Raw genomic sequence first — 21,322 nt, forward strand, 5'->3', positions numbered from 1 at the left:
TATTTTCATTGGGTTTAGTGAAGAAATCTATTATAAAATCAAATTTTATATTTTTTTTTGAAAAAACTAAAGAAAGATTTTCGATAAAAAGAACTTTTTTTTCATAAAAAAAAGAACCGGTAAATAATTCTTGACTCACTTGTTCCGCTAAACTTTCTTCCACCACTACCACATTTTGAAGAAATAATATTTTTTTCTCTTCATCAAAAAAATATTTTTTTCTAAATGAGGTCGATTTTGAATGATAAAAGGTGGTTCAGATGTTTTTTTTACTAAATCTTCTATTTTCGGAACATCCGCATAATTTAAATAAAGCACTTTTAAAAAAATATTATAATTAGTCTTTTGGGTAAACAAATAAATTTTAAAATTAGTTTTGTGAATTTGAAGAAAAGTAAAAATTTTTTCAATTTCAAATATTTTTTTTAGCATTTTTTAAAACTCCTTATTTTTTTTCATTTGACTTTTTTTTATTCTTAATCCAATAAAAAAAGTTAAACTATTTATTTTTTTTAATAAATAATTTGACTTTAAATTGGGACTTCCTAAAAGTACCATTTTGATGGTTTGGTTCATACCTCCCTATGTTTTACTAAAACATACTTTCCAAAAACTTTTTTTATCTTTTATTTTCTATCTTATTTATTTAATTTAAGATAATAATCTTTTACACTTAGGTTAGAAATTATTTATTTTTTTCAATTTGCAACTTTAAAATTTGAATATTTCAATTCTTTTCTTTAATATCGCTATTAATGTAAATGTAATTTCTTTTTTATTTTCTTTTGGTAATTTTGTATTAAAACTAATTACGAAAATAATAAAAAAATAAAATTTGAAATCAATTTTTAAAAATTATACTTCAACAAAATAGTTCAAACCATTAACAAAATTTCTATTTGTTTAAAACTTTTGTATTTTTTGATAATTTATTTTTGTATATAAATATAGCTATATTGTAGATAATTATTTGATGTTATAAATTTCTTACATATAAATAACACTTAATTAAAATAATATGATATTATATTTTTAAGAAAAAATAGATGTTTTTCTTAAATTTTTTGTGATAACTAGTTAAATATAATATTTGTTTTTTCTAAATAATACAAAGGAGATTAAAGATTGATGATATAAAAAGATTATTATTTTTATTTGCAATAGTATTAATTTAAATGAAAAATTTTTCTTATGATATCAATTATGAAAAACAAATAATTATTAATTAATATTTTATAAAATATAACTAAAAATATAAAAAATAAGAAAATATACTATAAATTTGGAAGAACATAATACAAAAAAAATTAAAATAAGGGGTAATAATAATGCTTAAATTAAGAAATATGAATTTTTTATTTTTTTGTTATTTATTTTTAATGCTTTTGGTTATTTTTAGTAGTAATAATTTAATGGCGATGCCTCGTAAAGGAGATACTAACAAAGGCAAAAAAATAGTTGATGCAAACGAAAGAGAAGTAACGAAAGAAGAAATGAATGAATTTATAAGTGAATTAGATAAACTTTCTACAGAAGATAGAAACAAGATTTTAGCTATGTTATCAAATCCTGAAATGGTTAAAAGTTTAATGGAAAAAGCGAAAACAGAAGACAGAGCATCTTCTTCTAAAACGAAAGAAGATAAAAAAAAATAATATTGATTTGATATCAACTAATTATAATGATGATTTTTAGATTAGTTAATCATTAAAAAAGAACTTCATGTATTGAGGTTCTTTTTTAATGATTAAAATTATTATTTATTTAAAATCATATTATTTTGTAATAATTATTTATTGAAAAAGTTTTTGAATTATTTAAATGAAATATCTTTTGGTGTTATCTATATGTGATGATTTCGGGGTCTGCCCCAAAAAGCGGCACTTAAAAAGAAACAATAATTAAAAATTAGTATATATTCATCCTCCTATTATTTTTGAATAATTGTTAAAATTTGATATTTTTTTAAAGTTTTTTATGATTCAATATTTTCTTGTGAGACAATAATATTTAAAACAAATCTTTTTAATTATTTTTTTTTAAAATTTAATTTAAATTTTTTATTTTCTTTATGCTTTTTCTTTTTTTATTTTTTTGTGTTAATATAAAAGTAATAAATATTTTTGTTCAAAGTTTTTATGAATTAAAACTTTTTTCTTTAAAAGTATCAAAAAGATGGTTCAAACCCCTTTTTTTAAAAAAATGTAAATGTAAATGTTCTTTTCTTTTCTTTATAATTTCTTTTCTTTATAATTTCTTTTCTTTTTGGTTCTTTTTCTTTTCTTTATGCCTTTCTTTTTCTTTTAAAAATTTTAAAAAAAATAAAAAAATTTATTTTTTATTTTTTGTTTACAATTTATTTTTTTATGTTATGATAAAAGTAATAAATAGTTTGGTTCAATTTTTATGAATTAAAACTTGTTTCTTTAAGGAGAATTTAAATGAAACAAAAATTAAATAGTGAAATTAACATTTTTGATATCGCTAACTATATTATTGAAAATTTTTCTGAAAAATATGAAATAACACATATGAAATTTCAAAAGTTAATTTTTTATATTTATTCAAAATATTTAATACAGCATAATAAACTTTTATTTAACACAGTAATTGAAGCTTGGAATTATGGACCATTTTTTCCAGAATTATATTTAATGTTGAAACAAAATAGAAATCAAATTATTAAAAACGTTATTCCGCAAGAAATTAATTCTAAATTAAACACTCAACATATTGAAATAATAGAATATGTGCTAGAAAAATATGGCAAAATGAATTTTTTTTGTTATAGTTTTTAAAAAGAACACGAAAAATACAATTTCAATTATTCATTACAGTTTAAATCAAAAGGTAAACAAAGGGATTAATTTAAATAAATTAAAGAATATACTTTATAAATTAGATAGTAAATTTATAGGAAAAACAGTAAAAGACGTTTTAAAAATGGAATATGTAAATATTTTTTCTGATGAAAACACAATTCTCAAAGTTTTTGATCCTAGTATTATTAATGTTACAGGAGTAAATATAATAAAATTGCCATTAGATCAAAAAGAAATAATATTTTGTATTATTGAAAATAATTATTTTTATATTATTGATTATGATCCAGGACATGAAGCTTTTAAATCTAAACAAAAAAATGAAAAATAGGTTAATTATCGAAATTCTATTTCTTAATTTTAAAATATAAAAACAATCTGATCATTCAATTTGCTTTCTTATATAGAGGGCTATTTGTGTTGGCTTTTTTTAAAATAATTGTTGAATATAAATAATTAAACAAAAAAATAATTTATGGCCAAAAAAAAAATAAAAATTATTTATCATCTTTTTACTTCAAAATTAAAAAAAACCATTCTAAAATTAAAATCTCAACTTTAAATTAACATCAAAGATATCAATTAATTTAATACATTATTAAACTTATATTGAAAAACCATTTTTATTTTTTCAAAATTTAAATTTATAAAATAAAAAAAAGAACAATCTTTAATTATTTAGTGTTTTCGGAATATTTAATGTTTTATATTTTTAATTCTTCGATTGTTTTTTTTTTTTTTTTATTTTATTTCTTTTCAATTTGATAAATTCTTTTAAAAACAGTCAAATATCTTTGTTTGATGAATTAACGATTTATCAACATTGATATTTTGTATCGAACCCTCTAATGTTTAAATTAATTTTAATGATATTAATTACATTTTTGATAATTTTTTTCATTTTTATTTTTTATCTTTTTTTTTGGTTTTAAAATATCTTGAATGTTTTGAAATTTTATATATTTTAAACCTAAAACTAACTATTATAAAAATAAAAATGGAAAAAATTAATATATTCTTATCCTTTTTAATATCGTTTTTTAAAAAATTCAAATAAAAAAAAAAAAAAACATCAATTTTAAAAACTATTATAAAATGATAATTTATATAAATTAAATAATTTAATTTCAAAAAAAATAATTAAATATTTTTTTATTCTAACACAAAAAAACAAAAAGTTATATAATATTAATTGAAATTGAAAAAATTATTTTTCAAAAATCCAAGAAAGAAAATAAAAATATGATAAAAAATTATTTAAAATTAGAACAAATATTCGAAGAAATAGGAACTCTAGAAAATATTTTAAGTATTCTTAGTTGGGATGTCGCTACTAATATGCCTTTGGGTTCTTCTCAAGGACGTACACAAGAAATGATAAATCTTAATCAAATTATTAAACAAAAAGTATTATCACCTTCAAACGAGCATCTCGAGCAACTATTAATCGAAGCAAAAAAAGAAAATGATTTTTTAAATCCTTTTCAAAAAGCTAATTTACGTGAAATTATTAAAAGGATCGAAGATGAAAAAATAATTCCTGCTGAATTAGAAAATGATTTTTTATTAGCTACAACTGAAAGTGAAATAGCATGGAGAACCGCTAAAAAAAATAATGATTACGCATCATTCAAACCTTATTTGCAAAAAGTACTTAATTATACAAAAAAAATAGCTCATTTGAAAGCTAAAAAAAAGGGTTTATCATTATATGATTCATTACTGGATGATTATAACCAAGGTGTTAGTTCTGCTGAAATTAAACAAAATTTTGATGTATTAAAACAAACTTTACCTCCTTTAATCCAAAAAATTTTAAAAAATCAAAAAACTCCATCAAAAACACTCGCACTTGATATTGAACAACAAAAAGAATTGAATAAAAAAATAATGAAACAAATTGGTTTTGATTTTCAAAGAGGTCGTTTAGATGAATCGTTACATCCTTTTTGTGGTGGTACCGCTGATGATGTCCGTTTAACTACTTTTTATAATTCTAATAATTTTTTAGATAGTTTTTTAGCTACTATGCACGAAACAGGACATGGCCTTTACGAACAAAATTTACCTAATTTATATAAAAATCAACCAGTTGGGAAAGCTTTTGATTTTGCTTTTCACGAAAGTCAATCATTATTAATGGAAAAACAAGTTGGAAAATCAAAAGAATTTTTAACATTTCTAACTCAATTTTTACAAAAAAATATTCAGTTACCTAATCCTTCTGAGTGGAATTTTGAAAATTTATATCAACAAACACACCAAGTAAAACCTGATTTTGTTCGAATTTATTCAGATGAAGTTACTTATCCTTTGCATATCATTTTACGTTTTGAAATTGAACAAGATTTAATTAATGATAAATTATCCTTAGATGATTTACCTAAAGTTTGGAACCAAAAAATGGAACAATATCTAGGAATTGTTCCTCCAACAGACACTTTAGGATGTTTACAAGACATTCATTGGTCTCAAGGTAGTTTTGGATATTTTCCAAGTTATTTAAATGGCGCTATTATCGCTTCTATGGTAATGGAACAAATAAAAAAAACAAACCCAGAAATTCAAAATGATTTGTTACAAGGTAATCTATCTAAATTAAACAATTATTTAAACAAAAATTTAAGAAATTATGGTTCTTTGTTTAATCATCAAGATTTATTAGCTAAAGCGACTGATCAAACAAAAATCAATCCAGACATTTTTTTGAATTATTTAACTGATAAATATCTAAAATAATTCAAAAAAAATATTTATTCTAATATTCTAAAAATATTATCAGAAATAAAAAAACAAAAATCAATAAAAATTAAGTTGTTTTAAATAAACAAAAAATAAACTAACTTAAAAATATTTTTAATTTTCTTTTAAGTTAGTTGAATTATTTTTTTTAAAAAAATCTAAAAATAGAATTTATAAAATAAAAGCTTCTAAATATTCAGTAATTTGATTAATATCTTTCATTTTTAATAAAATACCTTCTAAAGCGATAGAAATATTGCCTGTTTCTTCTGAAACCACAATTGTCATACTATCAGTTATTTCGCTTATTCCTAAAGCAGCACGATGTCTAGAACCTGTTGTTTTCTTAAAATGTTGTTTATCCGACAACATAAAATAAGCTCCAGCGGATAAAATTTTATTTCCTCTGATAATAACAGCTCCATCATGTAAAGGAGTATTTGGAATAAAAATATTAATTAACAATTCTTTAGTAATATTGCCATCGATTAAAATAGATTTTTTAGCGAATTGTTGTAAAGAATTATTTTTTTCAATTGTGATCAAAGCTCCAATTTTTTTTTCGGACATTTCAATCACGGCTTCTAAAATTTGTTGATGAGTATTAATGCTTCCAGCGATAAATAGTTTATTTTTTCCCCAAAAATTTAAATTTTGTAAATGATATCTTAAATAAGGTGCTTTTATAATTATCAGGAATAACATAAGAAAAGTCATTAACGGTGGACGAATATCGAAAGAAAACCATTGTATTCTTCCTGATAGTCCATAAGTGTTTATTACTTTTTCTATAAAAACAAAAAACACAATTATTAATATAAAAGAATAAATAATTTTTAAAAATTCATATTTACTAAAAAAAACCAAAAAAGAAATATAAGAAACAAAAAAGAAAAACAATAAAAATAATAACGTTGTAAAAATAATTTCCATTGAAAACATAAAAAAACCTTTTTACTTATTTCAAATTTTTTAAAAATTCAATTTTTATAATAATTATTTTAACAAACATATAAATGTTTTTATAATGGATATCGATTTATAAATAAAAAAATATAAAAAATATTTAATTTAATTTTTTTTGAATTATTTTATTTTTGAAATATTTTTTTATTTTTTAAAAATAATTATTATAAAAATATAATTTAAAAAAATTATAATCATTTCTGATCTAAAATAAAACAAATTCCTAAATTCATTCTAATTTTATTTATCAAATCTTTTTCTAAAATAAAATATAAATGAATTTGAAATTTGTTATAATATATTTTTAAAATTATTCAAAATGTTTTTTTTAATTATTTTATTTATTATAAAATTCTACAATCAATTGTTCTTTGATATCTGTTAAAAATTCTTTTCTAAAAGGATATCTAACATATTGACCAATTAAATTTTTTTTATCTAAACTAATATACTCTATTTTGTTATTAGTATGATTTTCTAAAGAAGTTTGGATAATAGATAAATTTTTAGATTTTTCTTTGATAGAAATTTGTTGACCTGGTTTTAAACAATAAGAACAAATATCTACTTTTTTACCATCAACTAAAACATGACCATGAGAAATTAATTGTTTTGCTTGAGCTCTAGTTTTTGCTAGATTCAAACGATAAACAATATTATCTAGACGAGATTCTAATAAAATTAAAAAATTTTCTCCATTGATTCCTTTTAATTTACTAGAATTATAAAAAATTCTTTTGAATTGTTTTTCTGAAATACCATAAAACAAACGAACTTTTTGTTTTTCTTTTAATTGAAGTCCGTAATCACTTAATTTGCTTCTTTTTTTCTTAAATTTAATAAAATTATTATTTTTTCTTGCTAATTCTTTACCTGTTTCAGACAAAGAATAATCAAGACGACGTGAAACTTTCCAACTTGGATTTGTATAACGAGACATTTTTGAAAATTAAAACCCCTTATTTTTATTGATATAAAAAAATAAAAAATATAACTGTGTTATATAAAAATAATCACAAATTAATAAAATATAAATTAAGAAATATTATTAATAATAAATTTTAATTTAATATTAATAATATTTTAAACAAGATTGACTTTTTCGAAATAAATTATTAAATAATTTAATAATAACATTTAATATTATATCATTTTATAATGCATAAAATTAAGAGAAAAAACTATTTTTAATAATATTTTTCTCTTATTGTTATTAAAAATGATATATATTATGAAATTATTTAGCTCAAATCATTACTTTTATTATTAGTTTTTATCATGAATCAGGTTGTTGAAATGTATTATTTAGTTTGATCATTATTCGGGTTATTAAGTTTGGTTTTTTTTGTTTCATCTGATTTTTGGTTAAAATTAGCATCTAACACAGCATTAATAACTTGCATATAACGTAAGCTTGACGGCATTTTTAACCATACCTTCTAAAACAGCATCTATAAAAGTGATTTTAAATAAGATGGGCTAATTTTATTTTGTTTTATTTTATATTTTAATAATGAAAACGAAGACATTGTTTATTTCGACATATTTTCTAACATTATATATACTGACTATCTCAATAAAGTGGTACTGGTTTTTTTTGGGTTCAGTTCATTTTTAATTAGGCAAGGACTTTCTTTTGAAAAAATATCCATGGTTCTTCGGAAGAATTGTTATTAAAATTAACTATTCCTAAAAAAAGAAGCGAAACCGAAAGAAAGACATTATTTATCCTTAAAATAATTTAGAGTATACCAAAAAAGACCTTAAAAGTTCTTTTTTTTGGTGTTTTTTTTAATTTTTTTAAATTGAAAAAATTATTTTGTGTTTTTTTTCTCCTGCTCTTTGGAAAAGAATGATAGTTGTTAGTTTTTTAAAAAAAATTATTACGAATAATCTGGGTCTTCTTCAGTTTTTTTTTGGATCATTTGAAGATTATCAAATCCTGTTTCCTTTTCTAATTCGTTGACTTTACTTAAATTTTGAGAGATAGTTTGATAAAAAGATGTTTTAAGATGTGCAGGTTGAATTTGCTGCTGTGACTTATCTTTTGGGTCTCTGTTATCAGCAAAAACTGTAACGGTAGCTTTTACAAGGTTTAGCAGAGTCCGATAAGCTTTTTTATATTCCTGTTTTCCATTAAAATTATTTAAAGCGGGATTAATTACTTCTTTAAAATATCTCTTAGCCTCGTCGCTAAAAGGATTTTTTCGTTGTTTTACCATAAATAAAAATTGCTCGTTACGAGTTTCTTGGTCGCCTGCATGAAATTCAATTCGATAAGTGAAACGAGATTTGATAGCTTCCTCAATTTTATCCTCATAATTGGTCGCTGCCAACAATAAAACCGGCTTTTCAATATTATTTTCCGTCGAAGTTAATTCAATTTTGAACTGGTTGACAACGTTAGCAATGTCTGATCCGCCTTCCAATGTCCCTAAGTCTCGAAAAATTTCTTCACATTCATCTAAAAAGACAATACACCCATTGTACTTGTCAGCGACAAACCTCGCTTTTTTGAAAAGAGCTTCTACCATGCGAACCCCATTTCCTTTGAATTTTTGGGAAAAAACAGAAGAAGAAACTTCAAAAAAAGGTAAATTGCATTCTTTGGCAAAAGCTTGGGCGAGAACGGTTTTTCCCGTTCCGGGAGTACCATAAAACAAGGCCCCTTCTGGTGGTTCAACTTTACCAATTCCTTGATAATTTTCTTTATTATTAACAAATTTAATGATAGGTTTTAAATTATTTTTTTCGCTTTGTAAGCCAACCATTTGTTTGAAAAACGGATATTTTTTCCATTTTGTATCATTATCTTTGTTGGCCAAACCAGGTTTCGGAGGATAAACAGCTTCGAATTGCTCTGAATATTCATCCTCTTCAAAACCAGGGAGGACGAATTTTGGGCTCGGTTCAGAGGAACTGCTTTGGCTAGTACCGTTAGTATTTGTGTTTTCCTGGGGTTTTAGATTTCTTTTATTGATTTCTTGCTCTACCAATTGTTTTACCTGAAATCTTTTTTCAATTTCCTTAAGTACTTTCTCATCAATATTAAATTCTATATCTTTATTTGACTGAGAGTTTTTTTGCGAAGAAATATTTATTAATTCTTCATTTAGTTTTTTAAAATTGTTGTTGGAAATCAAAAAGAGGCTAAAAACAGTAATTAAGACTATGATAAACATGATAAAAACAGATATAAATAAAAGTTTATTATTTGATTTTTTAACTATTCTTGCGACAATTCTTACCTCTTATTTATTTTTAAAAAAAATTAATTGTTAACGATAGCGTTTTCTTCTTTGTTTTTTCGGACTTCCAGTTGGTTAATATTGTTAAGGTTTCCTTCGGTTTTAACTAAGCTGATTGTCATTTGGGAGTTGTAGCTGTGGTAGACTGTGGGGTTAAAAACTACTGAATTATTTATTCTTTGTTCCAAATGATCCCATTTTTCTGGACTTATTTGATTAAATTCGGCAGTAACTTCTTGCCATATTTGAGGGCGTACCTCTTTTATGTAGTTAATTTTTGCTTCTAAGGTTGCGATTTCGTTGGGCTGGTTGAGTTGTCCTCCACCACCCTTTTTCCAATCCTGCTTTTTCTTTTTGCTGTAATCTTCTGCTAATTGGTCAATATTGGCAGGGATTTGAACTAATGCTACCTGGTGGATATCGGAATAACTAGAAAATCTTTCCGCTTGATAAACAGGTTTTTCGTATAAAAAGATAACTTCCTTGAATTTTGGGGTTCCGTTGCTAGACTGCAAGCTCTGGCTTTCAGTAGCAGCTTCTTGTTGGAATTTTTCTAACTGAGCTATTTTTGTATTTTTTTCATTTTGGCGTCTTTCTAACTCTTTTTGTTTATCTTTTAGTTTTATGATAAGATTCTCAACCTTGTTATCTGCTTGGGTTTTTAAAGGCAAAAAAATGGCTTGGTCAGGGTATTTTAGTGTATTTTTTGCCCTTTTCCGCATCTTAGTAGTTTCAGTTTCTTTCGAAGTTATTTTAACTCTTTTTTCTTTGGTTTTCTTTTGTTCATCAGATAGCCAACCTACTTGAAAAGTTAAATTTTTTTCTAGTTCTTTTTCATAAGTTTTATTTTTGTCTTTCTTATTTCCATATAATCTATTAGCAAAAACTTGCTTAAAACGATTTTTAACTGTTTCTTCTTGGGCGTTTACTAATTCTATTAATACATCATTTTCTCTAACTTGTAAAACTGTTGCGAGTTGTTTTTGGTTGTTAGCTCGACTTAGCGTTTGGTCGACTTCGTTAAATTCATCATTAACTTCGTTTTGAGCTTTTTTTTGGCTTCTTCTAATTCTTTTTGGATTTCAGTTACTTCTTGTTGCAGTTTTTTTAGATTTTCTTCGTCTTTTTCTTTCCAGCTTTGTTCTTTGAATTCTTCGAGGTTGCATTTAGCGGGATTAGCAATTTGGTCTAACAAAGTTTTTAATTCCTCTAAGTATTTGCTATCTTGATTTTTGTCTGCACTAACTTTAAGGATGCAATAACTATCATAATTAGTTTCATCAGGAGATTGAAGTTGGAACCCGAACAAGCCTGTTTTAGGATTCCTGTCAATTTTTAACTCCACCAAAGTCCCTTCCCGAAACGGGGTGTTAGGTTCAGTAATAGTATAACTGGGAGGTTTAGGGAAGGTGGTTTTTGTCGCAATTTTTTTAAAAAAATCTTCATTTTTAAGATAATTTTCTAAGTTAGTTTTTAATTCTTCAAGGGTAAAGTTATCTGCATTCAGTTTTTGGTTGGGAGAAAGGTTTAAGTCTTTAAAGTCAATGGCAAAAGGTTTTATCCTTAGCCCAGGGAATTCCTTGAAGGTGGCTTGGTGGATAATGTTACTTGGTTTCCATATGATTGTGGGCTTGAAGGAGGATTTGTCAATAATGTTATTTGGTGTGTCCTTTTTCTCTCTTTTTTTTGGGGCGTCTGTTAAATCAAAATCCACTCGTAACAGAAGTTGTTGCTCCTTGGCCATCGTTTCAAAGATGGCTGCTTCTTTGTCTGCTGCTGATAATTCTTCCTCTAGGTCTTCTTGGTTCTGGTTTCTTTTGTTGTTATATAGTCCCTTTAAAAAATATTCCTTTAACTTCTCCTCATTAATCTTAATAACAATGCCGTTTCTAGGCTGAGGAGTCGGAGTTGCTGCTTTTTTTCTTGCGGACAAAGTGACCCTAAGGGCTTTAAAGGGAAGGGATAAGGTTTGACTAACTTTAATTTCGGGATTTTCTGAAGCATCATAATCTTTTTGATTTGTATTGTAATGGCTTTTTACCCTCTCGTTGGGTTCTAATGAATCTTCATCTTTATCCATGATAATATCGTATTCAAGGACTTCTTTGGAAAGTTCTTGGAGCCATGTTTGGATGTCTTGCTGCTTGGTGTTTGCTTCTTCTTCGTTAATATTATTTTGATAAACAATGTTGGCATTAAAATGAATAAGGAAATCTTTGGGTTGGTCGCTGCTATTACTTCCTTCCAAGAAAAGGTCAAAATAAAAAGCTCTTTGATAACTGGATGCACTAGCTTGATGGTCCCTTTTAGAAGCAGTTTCGTTAAAACTTACTTTAATCTTAATTTTTTCAGCGGGAATCATAGTTATGCCCCCAGAAGATTTAAACATACGGGAGAACTTATTGTTCGGATTTTTGATTATAACAGAAATCTCATTTCCTTGAGCAAAGGAACGAGGGAAAGGCAATAGCAAGAACAAGCAGAGCCACAAAGAATAATATAAAGCCCAGGTCCTTTTTTTATTTAATTTTAATGAAAGTGAGTAGATAATTAAAACCTCTTTTTTTAATCTTTTGGATATGTTCCTTGTTACTTGTTCCTTCCTAAAAAAAACCCCAAACGGTTGCCCCCTTGTTTTCTTTTTGGTTTGTCATAAAGTCTTTTTTTGGGGCTAACATTGGAAATAAAAAGGGGTTTTTGCGTTTAAGTTGGGGTTATGGGGCAAGAGTTGAGTTGTTCCTGTTTGGGACCCTTGGGGTTGGCTGCTTATTTTTTCTCTTCGGGGTTAGGAGAAAAATTATTTCAAGAAAAAAACTATTGTTACTCAACTTACTATTGTGTTTGTACGTTGGTATTATTGTTTTCTTGTGGTTGTGTTAGTGTCATTTTGACTTTAATTTTTTGGCCGCCAGAGGATTGTGGACGTTTAGATTGAGGTCTCATGTGGGCAATTTGTCCTCTTGGTCCTTCGTTTCCTAATGGTTTAACTGGGTCATTGCCGTCTTTATCTTTCGAGGAATAAAAAACAATTAGATTTAAGTTTTTCTTGGAGAAATTTTGTTTCTTTTCTCCTGTGATCCCTCTTTTTTGGAGGATATAATCAAACAACGTTTCAGGGTTAGCAGTTTGAGATGAGTCTCCACCTAACTCTTCATCAAAGGAATACAATTGTTCAAAGTCAACGTGGATTTTTAAATCTTTCTCGCTGAGGCGTCTTTCGAATTGTACCGGAACTGCTGGTTGATGTGGGGTTCCATTTTGAGTTACAAGCCTCAAACTATTTCTTACCTCATCTCGACTTTGAACCTCCGGTTGAGCCGGTTGAGTCATGTATTGATAAGAAAAATCAGCATAGTTTTCTTGGCTAGTGATTTTGTTGATATAATCTTTCATTTGGTTATTATCTTGGTCTTCATTTTGCCATTTAATTCCGACGTTAAATAAGTTGTGTAGATTGTTTTCATCCAAACCAACTTTAATATCTTGGTTGGCCTCGCTGTAAGTGTCAATTAACATAACTATGTCGTCTTGGTTAGAATAGGTAGTACTATCAATTTCAGTTCCATTTTGGAACATATCATCATTACGAGATAAAAACAGTTGGTAGCCGATGGCAACTTTTGAAGTTTCTAGAAATAGTTTTTTATTTTTTTCTAACGTTTCATTTGGGATTAATCCATCTGATTTAATTGGGTAATCATCTGTATTTAGTTTAAGAACATGTTTAACTTTTCCTGTGGTTGTTTGAGTTTCAGGATCTATTAACCCTGGTACTACTTCATAATCTTTGGATACGAATTCTTTTTGTTTATTCTTAGTATATTCTGGGTCGTTTGTAACTTCTTTTACTATGTATAAAGGTTTCATAAGGGGAATGCCAGTTTTAACAGTTGCCCCTTTATTTGTTAAAAACATTTTACTAAAATTGATGGCTGCAACTGTAATTGTAAAAGATAGAAGTACAAAGATAAAAGTTCCTATTATGATGAAACGAGTCTCATTAAAATAGGGATTTGTTTTTTTCTTTTTCTTATTAATAAAGACACCTCCTTTAAGGTAGTGATTTTTTAATTTTTAATTTTTAACTTGTTAAACTTAGACATTCAAAAAGATTATAAGAAATCAATGTGAAATAAAAGAACTTCCTAAAAAGAGAGTCCAAAGCTAGGGTTCAGGGTAAGGCTAAAGATTGGTGGTGATTCTTTAAAGGATACTGACTGCCCCAATAAAGTGGTACCAATTGTAAGTCCCTATTAAATCTTACAATAATATATACCACAACCTTATTTTTACATTGAGAAAATTGTTTTCATGAAACGATATAAGAAATAAAAAATATAAAAAAACTTTTCTTAATTAGATCACAAATTAATATTGTTTTTTATATTCATAAAAAAATATCCAATATCAAAATTTAAAAATTATTTTGTTATTTAAAAAAATTCCTAAATAATTTTTTTTGAAAAATTTTTTAATAAAAGATTTAGAGAAAAATAAAATTAAAATTGAGTTTATAAAGAAAAATAAAAAAAATACAAAATATAATAAATCATCCTTTGATATTTTGAAAATTTCCTTATACATCACGTTATCATAACTAATTTTTTTTTCAAAGTCTAATACTTCGGAATTATTAATTCCTTTAGTTCTAATTTCTTCTTTGCCTGTATCGTTGTGTTGAACTTCATGCAACACCAAAGGTATCTTTTTTAATATTTCATTTGTACGATATTCTTCATTAATGTAAAAAACTATAATATCTTTTGGTTTCAAATCTGAACATTCGTTATATGTTAATCTTTTTACAATAACAAAATCACCTTTTTTTATTTTAGGTTCCATACTTTCACTAGAAACATGTAAAATATTAAACAAAAATAAATTATGAAAGTATTTAGGAGCCACAAAATATAAAATATTTAAAATAATAATATATAAAAAAATAATAATAAAAAAGTAATAAAGGAAATAATAAAAAAAATAATAAAAAAAAATTTTCAAAAATGACAATAATTTATAAAAAATCATTTATAACATTCTTTCTCAGACATTTTTATATATTATAAATATAAAAAATTATTATTTTTAAATTATTTTGTGTTATATCTATAATATTTTTATTAATCTATAATATATATCATCGAATGTTAAATATGTTAAATATAATTAATTATATATGAAAAAAAATGATTTATCAAAATTAAAAAACAAATATCGCAATATTCAAGTTTTTTAATAAAATATAAATTCTTTATAAATTTAATAACTATTCTTCAAATAAATTAAACCAAATATAAAAAAATATAATTCAATAATATTGTTTTATGATTGAAGCGTAATCTTTATATTTAAAATGGATATCATTAGCTATAATATATTGACGTAATTTTTTAGGTATAAAGATTCTCATATCTTCTTTGTTATAACCGATAACAACATTTTTTTTGTCACATATAATAGGTTTTTTTAAAATATTAGGATTTTTAACAATAATTTTTTTGATTTGATCAATAGTCATCGAAAATAAATTCTTTTTCTGATTCTTAAAAACTTTAGACCTAGTAGAAATAATACTATTAAAATCAACATTTTCATAACTTAAAATTAAATCAATATATGATTCATTTAATTTAAAAATACTTAAATTTTTTTCTTGATATTTGATATGATGAAAATCAAGCCAATTTTTAGCTTTTTGACATAAAAAACATCTGTTGTCAGTGAAAATAAAAACCATAAAATAAAAAACCCTTTTCTATATTTTAAAAAAAATTAAAATATAAATATTCAAAAATAATAATTTTAATAGAATATATTATATCATTTTTTTAAAATATAAACAAAAAAAATTATCTAAAAATATTTTTTTAAATAATTTTTTTACATTAATGTTTTTTTATAAAATTAAAAAATAAATAATAAACTAGAATTTGGTTTTTTTATTTTTGATATTTTTGTAATTAAATACATAAAAATAATTATAATTTTATTTATTTTGGTTTTAATATATATTTTTATTTATTTTGATTTTTAGGATTAAAATATTTGAGAAAACCTTTGCCAATTAAATTAAACGATAAACTGGTTAAAAAAATAAAAATAAAAGGAGCGAAAAATAAATGAGGATGAAACCTAATATCGTTTTTAGCGGAATGCAAAATATTTCCCCATTCAGGAACATTCGGATCTAATCCTAAACCGATAAAACCTAATCCTGATATAGCTAAAATAATAGTTGACATTCCAACAGTTATTTTTGTTATCAAAAGAGTCCAGAGATTTGGTAACACATGTTTTAAAATAATTTTAAAATCATTTTCTCCTAAAGCTTTGGAAGCTTTGATAAAATCTTTTTGTTTTATTACCAAAGTGTTAGCTCTTGTAAGACGGATAAAACCAGGTATACCGGAAATACTTAAACAAATAATTAAACTATAAATGTTTTTCTTTAAAAAAAACATAATAATAATCGCTAAAATAACATCAGGAAAAACTACTAAAATATCACATATAAAATTAATAATAATATCAAAGATGCCTCGGAAATAACCAGATGTAATTCCTAAAATAGTTCCTAAAAAACTACTTATTAAAACACAAATAAAACTTATTATTAATGATATTTTAGCGCCTGATATAACCATACTTAATAAATCATGTCCGACATAATCTGTCCCCATTAAATTTTTCCAACTTATTTTTTGTAATGGTTTAAAGGGGGAAGTGTAAGGATTTGTATAAAAATTCGTCAATGGTATTATTAAAATCACCATAGCTAAAAAAAATAAAAAAGAAACTCCAAATAAAATATTTTTATTTTTTTTAAAAAAAATAAGAATTGGTTTAACTTTAAACATATTCAAATTATCACTTATATTCTTTCTAAATTTTTTTATGATTTTTTATTAATTTTAGGATCTAACCAAAAATAAATTAAGTCTAAAAATAAATTAACAATAGATATAAATAAAGCTAATAAAATAATACAACATTGAATTACTGGAAAATCTCTTTTTTCAAAAGAACTTATAATTAAATCTCCTATACCTTTGATATTAAAAATACTTTCAGTTATAATCGAACCGCCAACAAGAAAACTTAAAATCAAACCAATATGAGCTATAATAGGAATCAAAGCGTTTTTTAAAGCGTGTTTAAAAATAATATTTTTTTTAGATAAACCTTTAGCATAAGCCGTAACAATATATGGTTGTTCTAAACTTTCGTTCATACTATTTAAAGTTGTTTTAAAAACAGAACCACTAACATATAAAGACAAAGTACTAATAGGTAAAATCATATATTTCCAAGTATTAAATCCTGATAAAGGTAAAATTCGAAAATAATTCCCGAAAATGATTTGTAATAAAAAACCAATAACAAAAGTTGGCAAAGAAATCATTAAAATACTAAAAAAATCTAAAAGAAAACTTTTTTTGGTATCTTGCCAAAAAGAAGCCAAAACCCCCAAAAAAATTCCTATAAAAGAACCTAAAAAACAACTTAATAAAGATATTTGTAAAGTATTTTGAAAAGCTTCCCAAAACATATTTAAAGCTTTTGTTTTATCGCCATAATAAGAATTACCGAAATCAAATTTCAAAAAAATATTTTTTAAATATTTACTGAATTGTTCAAATAAAGAAACATCTAATCCTAATTCTTTTTCTTTTGTTTGTCTTTGTTCTGGTGTAGGACGTCTTTGACCAAATAAAGCATCAATAGGATCGCCTGGTATTAATTTCATAGAAAAAAAACTTATAAATATAACAGTTAAAAAAATTAAACCAGTGTAAAAAAATTTTTTTAAATAAAATTTAGTCAACGAGTGAAAACCCTCACATTCTATATGCTTTTTTTTATTTTTTTCTTAGTCTAAAAGATGATATTATTTATATTTAAACTTAAATTCTTATAATACTCAAAACATCCAAAAAAGTGAGAAATTAATTTTCTTACTTTTTGGATGTTTTATTTAAAAATTTATTTAATTTATATATTTGAAAATATATTATTATTTCATTTCTTATTAAATATTTATTTTTTTATAAATATATTTGTTAATTTCATATTACCAAAAAAATCACTTTCGAATCCTCTTTGCACCTTGTCATTAACAACTAAGTATTTATTATTTTGTGATATCGACAATACATAAGACTTATCATATAAATATTTTACTACTTCTTTGATTAAACGAATATATTCATTGATATCTGTTTGTTGTTTTGCTTGATCTAATTTATCATCTGTATTATGTTTATCATTTATATCAACACGAGAAAAATTTTCTTCCACATTGGTTCTAAAATAATCATCTAAAGCTTTATGGCCGTATTCCATTTCATGATTTTCGCCTAAAAAAATACCATTATAATTATCTACACTGGATATAAGAGTATTAAAGTCGATCCTTTCAAATGTGGCATCAAATCCTACTGATTTTAATTGTTCAGTCACTTTTCTTTGTATCGCGTCAGAACCTGAATTACCAGCTCCAAATATTATTTTTTTTTGATTTGTTGATAATGTTGAAACTATTCTTCGAGCTTCTTCAATATTAAATCGATTTTTGAGTTCATTATTAGCCCCTTTTAAAGATGAAGGCAAATAAGAATTGAGTGGTTCACCTGGAATATTTAATTCTTTTATAATAGATGAAAAATCTAAAGCATGCGCTATTGCTAAACGAGTTTGTTCGTCAGTTTTTCTTTTATTTAAATAAATATATGAAGCACTCGCTTGAGGAAAAGAAATAATTTTTATTCCTGAAATTTGATTCTTATCAATTCGTGTCTGAAGATCATTGATTTTATCATAATCATAACTAATACAGTCTACTTCTTTTTGTTCTAATTTCATTAAACTTGTATTAGAATCACGAATTATTTCGAATGTAATTTTTAAAGGCGAAGTTTTAATAGCTTCTTTATCATAATATTTATCAAAAAGTTCTAATTCTATTTTGCTATTGGGTTCATAATTTATAAATTTATAAGGTCCTGCACCAATTTTAAGACCTTTATTTTGGTCTTGCACTACTGCTGCTTTATTAAGAATTCTAATAAATCTAAACAAAGCGAAATCATACCAAACTGTATCATCTCTTAATGTAATTTTAAATTTTTTGTCATCTATTCGTTCAACATTTTCCATGTCCTGGAATTGAGGATGATTATTTGTTTTACCTAAGTTAATTGTAAATATAACATCATCGGTTTTTAGCGGATTTCCATTATGAAAAAAAATATCATCTCTTAATTCACAAGTTAATTCTTTTCCGTTTTTAACAGGCATTGTTTTTAATAAATGCGAAACTTTTTTGCCATCAATTTCTTTGTATATTAAAGTATCATGAAGACAATTAAAAATTTGTGCTCCATAAGCTGTTGATGTATGTTCGACCATTGTAGGATTCCAACCTTTGATATCGGCTCCCATTACAATACGTACGTTTTGGCTTCTATATTTAACACCGTCGTGCTCATCATTACTTGATGGATTTAAAAATAATAAATATAAAACAAGAATAAAAGAGATAGAAATAATTCCTATCCATAGAAAATAATTTTTTTGGTACTTCAAAATTAATTTTTCCTTCTATTATTTTTTTAATTTAATTAAATTTATTTATAAAAAAATTAAAAACAAAAAAAATTATTCTTTTTTTAAATTAAAATTTTGATATCCAACTCCTGTTTTTAAAAAATTAGCTAATAAATTTTTAGTATAATGATGTTTTGGTTTTTGTAAAATTTCTTGCGTTGAATCCTTTTCAACTATTTTTCCTTTATACATTACAATAATATCATCAGCAACTTGAGATACTACTCCTAAATCATGAGTAATAAATAAAACCGAAGTTTCATTTTCTTGTTGTAATTCTTTTATTAAATTTAAAATTTCTTTTTGTACAATAACATCTAAAGCAGTAGTAGATTCATCCGAAATCAAAAGTTTCGGCCGACATACTAAAGCCATAGCGATCATTACTCTTTGACACATTCCGCCTGATAATTGATGTGGATACAATTCCATAACTCTCTTAACATTAGGAATTTTAACTTTTTCTAAAATTTCAAAAGTTTTTTGATATGCTTCTTTTTTATTAAGTTTTTTATGCAATATCAAAACTTCCATAATCTGATTTTTAATTTTAAAAACGGGATTTAAACTTGTGGTTGCGTCTTGAAAAATCATCGCTATCTCATTCCCGCGAATTTTTTGCATTTCCTTTTCTTCTAATGTAGAAATAATACGATTATCAAAAATAATTTCTCCTTGATATATTTTTTGATTACGTTCAAATAATTTCAAAATAGAAATTGCTGTTTGACTTTTTCCGCTTCCAGATTCGCCAACTATTCCTAAAGTCTTTCCTTTTTGAACTTCAAAAGAAATACCTTGAACCGCTTTAATTAATCCTTGCTGAGTTGTAAAATAAGTATGCAAATTATTTACTTTTAATAAACTCATATACCTTTTTGCTCTTTCTTATCTTTTTTTAAAGTACAAGAAATAAAATGATTTGAAGCAACTTCATGCCAATCTAAATCTTTTTCTTTTGTTTTAAATAAAAATTTAAATTTTTCCGTTTCGTAATTTATTTGGTATTCTTTTAAATCTTTATTCTGGATTTTCAATTTAGGAATGGCGTTTAATAACATTTTAGTATAAGGATGAAAAGGATTTTCAAAAATATTTTCTGCTGAAGCGAATTCGATTAAATGTCCAGAATGCATAACACAAATACGATCGCTTAAATAACGAGCTATCCCTAAATCATGAGTAATAAATAAAAAAGTAAGTTGATAATCTTTTTTTAAATCATTTAAAAGTTTTAATATTTGTTCTTGAATAGTTACATCCAAAGCAGAAACTATTTCATCACAAACAACAAACTTAGGTCTTATAACTAAAGCTCTTGCGATTGCTATTCTTTGTCTTTGGCCACCTGATAATTGATACGGAAAACGTTTATACAATGATAAATCAATGCCGCATTTTGCCATTATATCCAAAATCATTTTTTTATATTGAGGATCTTTTTTGTTTTTAACCATTTTATGAATTATAAGACCTTCACCAATGATATCAGATATTTTGAAATAAGGGTTCAAAGATGAAAAAGGGTCTTGGAAAATAATTTGTAAATCTTTTCTTAAAATTCTTTTTTCTTTATTTTTTAAAAGAGTCAAATCAATTTTTGTATTTTCGTCTAGAAAATAAAAAACTTTGCCTGAAGTAGGTTTTTCTAATTGTAAAAGTACTTGTCCTAAAGTAGATTTACCTGAACCAGAACCACCAACAACAGCCAAAGTTTCTCCTTTGAAAATTGATAAATTAATATCTTGATTCGCTTTTAAAAAAATATTTTCTTTTAAAAAATTTTTTTTTAATAAATAAAACTTAGATAATTTTTTTGTTTCAATTAAAATTCGATTATTTTCGTTATTAATTTCCACACAATTGTCTCTCTTTCTAATTAATTAAAAATAAATATAAATTAACTAATTTATAAGTTTTATAAATATATAATTCACT

The 21,322-nt window shown here is 24.3% G+C and carries 20 protein-coding genes; 5 read left to right on the forward strand and 15 right to left on the reverse strand.

Going from position 1 to position 21,322, the window contains the following annotated elements; genetic code table 11:
* Window positions 1-165: 165 nt before the first annotated feature.
* Window positions 166-432 carry a hypothetical protein gene (locus tag AB6A63_RS02705; protein WP_370431139.1) on the reverse strand — a complete coding sequence of 89 codons (267 nt, stop codon included), beginning with the start codon at window positions 430-432 and terminating at the stop codon, window positions 166-168.
* Window positions 433-1,328: 896 nt separating this feature from the next.
* Between AB6A63_RS02705 and AB6A63_RS02710 the strand changes: the two genes are divergently transcribed.
* The 4 genes from AB6A63_RS02710 (at window position 1,329) to AB6A63_RS02725 (ending at window position 5,561) form a co-directional block, all read left to right on the forward strand.
* A complete protein-coding gene (locus tag AB6A63_RS02710; RefSeq protein WP_370431140.1) occupies window positions 1,329-1,655 on the forward strand; it encodes a hypothetical protein in 327 nt (108 codons plus the stop codon).
* A 786-nt stretch (window positions 1,656-2,441) separates the two neighbouring features.
* The gene (locus tag AB6A63_RS02715) at window positions 2,442-2,798 is read left to right on the forward strand and encodes a Panacea domain-containing protein (RefSeq protein ID WP_370431141.1); all 357 of its coding nucleotides are present in this window, start codon (window positions 2,442-2,444) and stop codon (window positions 2,796-2,798) included.
* A gap of 145 nt (window positions 2,799-2,943) precedes the next feature.
* Window positions 2,944-3,153 (forward strand): hypothetical protein, encoded by a 210-nt coding sequence (locus AB6A63_RS02720; RefSeq protein ID WP_370431142.1) that lies wholly within the window; start codon window positions 2,944-2,946, stop codon window positions 3,151-3,153.
* A gap of 911 nt (window positions 3,154-4,064) precedes the next feature.
* Complete coding sequence (locus AB6A63_RS02725) at window positions 4,065-5,561, forward strand: carboxypeptidase M32 (protein ID WP_370431143.1); 1,497 nt, start codon at window positions 4,065-4,067, stop codon at window positions 5,559-5,561.
* 174 nt (window positions 5,562-5,735) lie between these two features.
* Here the strand turns inward: AB6A63_RS02725 and AB6A63_RS02730 are convergent, their stop codons facing one another.
* The 5 genes from AB6A63_RS02730 to AB6A63_RS02750 form a co-directional block, all read right to left on the reverse strand.
* A complete protein-coding gene (locus tag AB6A63_RS02730) occupies window positions 5,736-6,497 on the reverse strand; it encodes a diadenylate cyclase (protein WP_370431144.1) in 762 nt (253 codons plus the stop codon).
* A gap of 370 nt (window positions 6,498-6,867) precedes the next feature.
* On the reverse strand, window positions 6,868-7,470 hold the full coding sequence (rpsD, locus tag AB6A63_RS02735; RefSeq protein WP_370431145.1) for a 30S ribosomal protein S4: 603 nt from the start codon (window positions 7,468-7,470) through the stop codon (window positions 6,868-6,870).
* 361 nt (window positions 7,471-7,831) lie between these two features.
* Window positions 7,832-7,954 (reverse strand): hypothetical protein, encoded by a 123-nt coding sequence (locus AB6A63_RS02740; protein WP_370431146.1) that lies wholly within the window; start codon window positions 7,952-7,954, stop codon window positions 7,832-7,834.
* Window positions 7,955-8,413: 459 nt separating this feature from the next.
* Entirely contained in the window at window positions 8,414-9,712 is a 1,299-nt protein-coding gene (locus AB6A63_RS02745) for an AAA family ATPase (protein ID WP_370431147.1), read from the reverse strand.
* A gap of 89 nt (window positions 9,713-9,801) precedes the next feature.
* Window positions 9,802-10,449: a hypothetical protein gene (locus tag AB6A63_RS02750; RefSeq protein ID WP_370431148.1), complete on the reverse strand. Its 648-nt coding sequence runs from the start codon at window positions 10,447-10,449 to the stop codon at window positions 9,802-9,804.
* A gap of 4 nt (window positions 10,450-10,453) precedes the next feature.
* Between AB6A63_RS02750 and AB6A63_RS02755 the strand changes: the two genes are divergently transcribed.
* Entirely contained in the window at window positions 10,454-10,585 is a 132-nt protein-coding gene (locus AB6A63_RS02755) for a hypothetical protein (RefSeq protein WP_370431149.1), read from the forward strand.
* Between the two features lie 193 nt (window positions 10,586-10,778).
* On the opposite strand, the gene AB6A63_RS02760 is transcribed toward AB6A63_RS02755, so the two are convergent.
* The 9 genes from AB6A63_RS02760 to AB6A63_RS02800 form a co-directional block, all read right to left on the reverse strand.
* Window positions 10,779-12,140, reverse strand: coding sequence for a hypothetical protein (locus tag AB6A63_RS02760; protein WP_370431150.1), 1,362 nt, complete (start codon window positions 12,138-12,140; stop codon window positions 10,779-10,781).
* Between the two features lie 470 nt (window positions 12,141-12,610).
* Window positions 12,611-13,645 carry a hypothetical protein gene (locus AB6A63_RS02765; RefSeq protein WP_370431151.1) on the reverse strand — a complete coding sequence of 345 codons (1,035 nt, stop codon included), beginning with the start codon at window positions 13,643-13,645 and terminating at the stop codon, window positions 12,611-12,613.
* Between the two features lie 540 nt (window positions 13,646-14,185).
* Window positions 14,186-14,806: a S24/S26 family peptidase gene (locus tag AB6A63_RS02770; RefSeq protein WP_441293759.1), complete on the reverse strand. Its 621-nt coding sequence runs from the start codon at window positions 14,804-14,806 to the stop codon at window positions 14,186-14,188.
* A 280-nt stretch (window positions 14,807-15,086) separates the two neighbouring features.
* Window positions 15,087-15,515, reverse strand: a complete 429-nt coding sequence (locus tag AB6A63_RS02775) for an ArsC/Spx/MgsR family protein (protein ID WP_370431153.1) — start codon at window positions 15,513-15,515, stop codon at window positions 15,087-15,089.
* A 277-nt stretch (window positions 15,516-15,792) separates the two neighbouring features.
* The gene (locus AB6A63_RS02780; RefSeq protein ID WP_370431154.1) at window positions 15,793-16,635 is read right to left on the reverse strand and encodes an ABC transporter permease; all 843 of its coding nucleotides are present in this window, start codon (window positions 16,633-16,635) and stop codon (window positions 15,793-15,795) included.
* 35 nt (window positions 16,636-16,670) lie between these two features.
* Window positions 16,671-17,603 (reverse strand): ABC transporter permease, encoded by a 933-nt coding sequence (locus AB6A63_RS02785; RefSeq protein WP_370431155.1) that lies wholly within the window; start codon window positions 17,601-17,603, stop codon window positions 16,671-16,673.
* Between the two features lie 212 nt (window positions 17,604-17,815).
* A complete protein-coding gene (locus tag AB6A63_RS02790; protein WP_370431156.1) occupies window positions 17,816-19,363 on the reverse strand; it encodes an ABC transporter substrate-binding protein in 1,548 nt (515 codons plus the stop codon).
* 72 nt (window positions 19,364-19,435) lie between these two features.
* Window positions 19,436-20,254, reverse strand: coding sequence for an ABC transporter ATP-binding protein (locus AB6A63_RS02795; protein WP_370431157.1), 819 nt, complete (start codon window positions 20,252-20,254; stop codon window positions 19,436-19,438).
* The gene (locus AB6A63_RS02800; protein ID WP_370431158.1) at window positions 20,251-21,243 is read right to left on the reverse strand and encodes an ATP-binding cassette domain-containing protein; all 993 of its coding nucleotides are present in this window, start codon (window positions 21,241-21,243) and stop codon (window positions 20,251-20,253) included. Before AB6A63_RS02800 ends, AB6A63_RS02795 begins: the two co-directional genes overlap by 4 nt.
* Between the last annotated feature and the right edge of the window lie 79 nt (window positions 21,244-21,322).

The organism is 'Camptotheca acuminata' phytoplasma (genome assembly GCF_041276565.1).
In the GTDB taxonomy this organism is placed as follows: Bacteria; Bacillota_I; Bacilli_A; order Acholeplasmatales; family Acholeplasmataceae; genus Phytoplasma.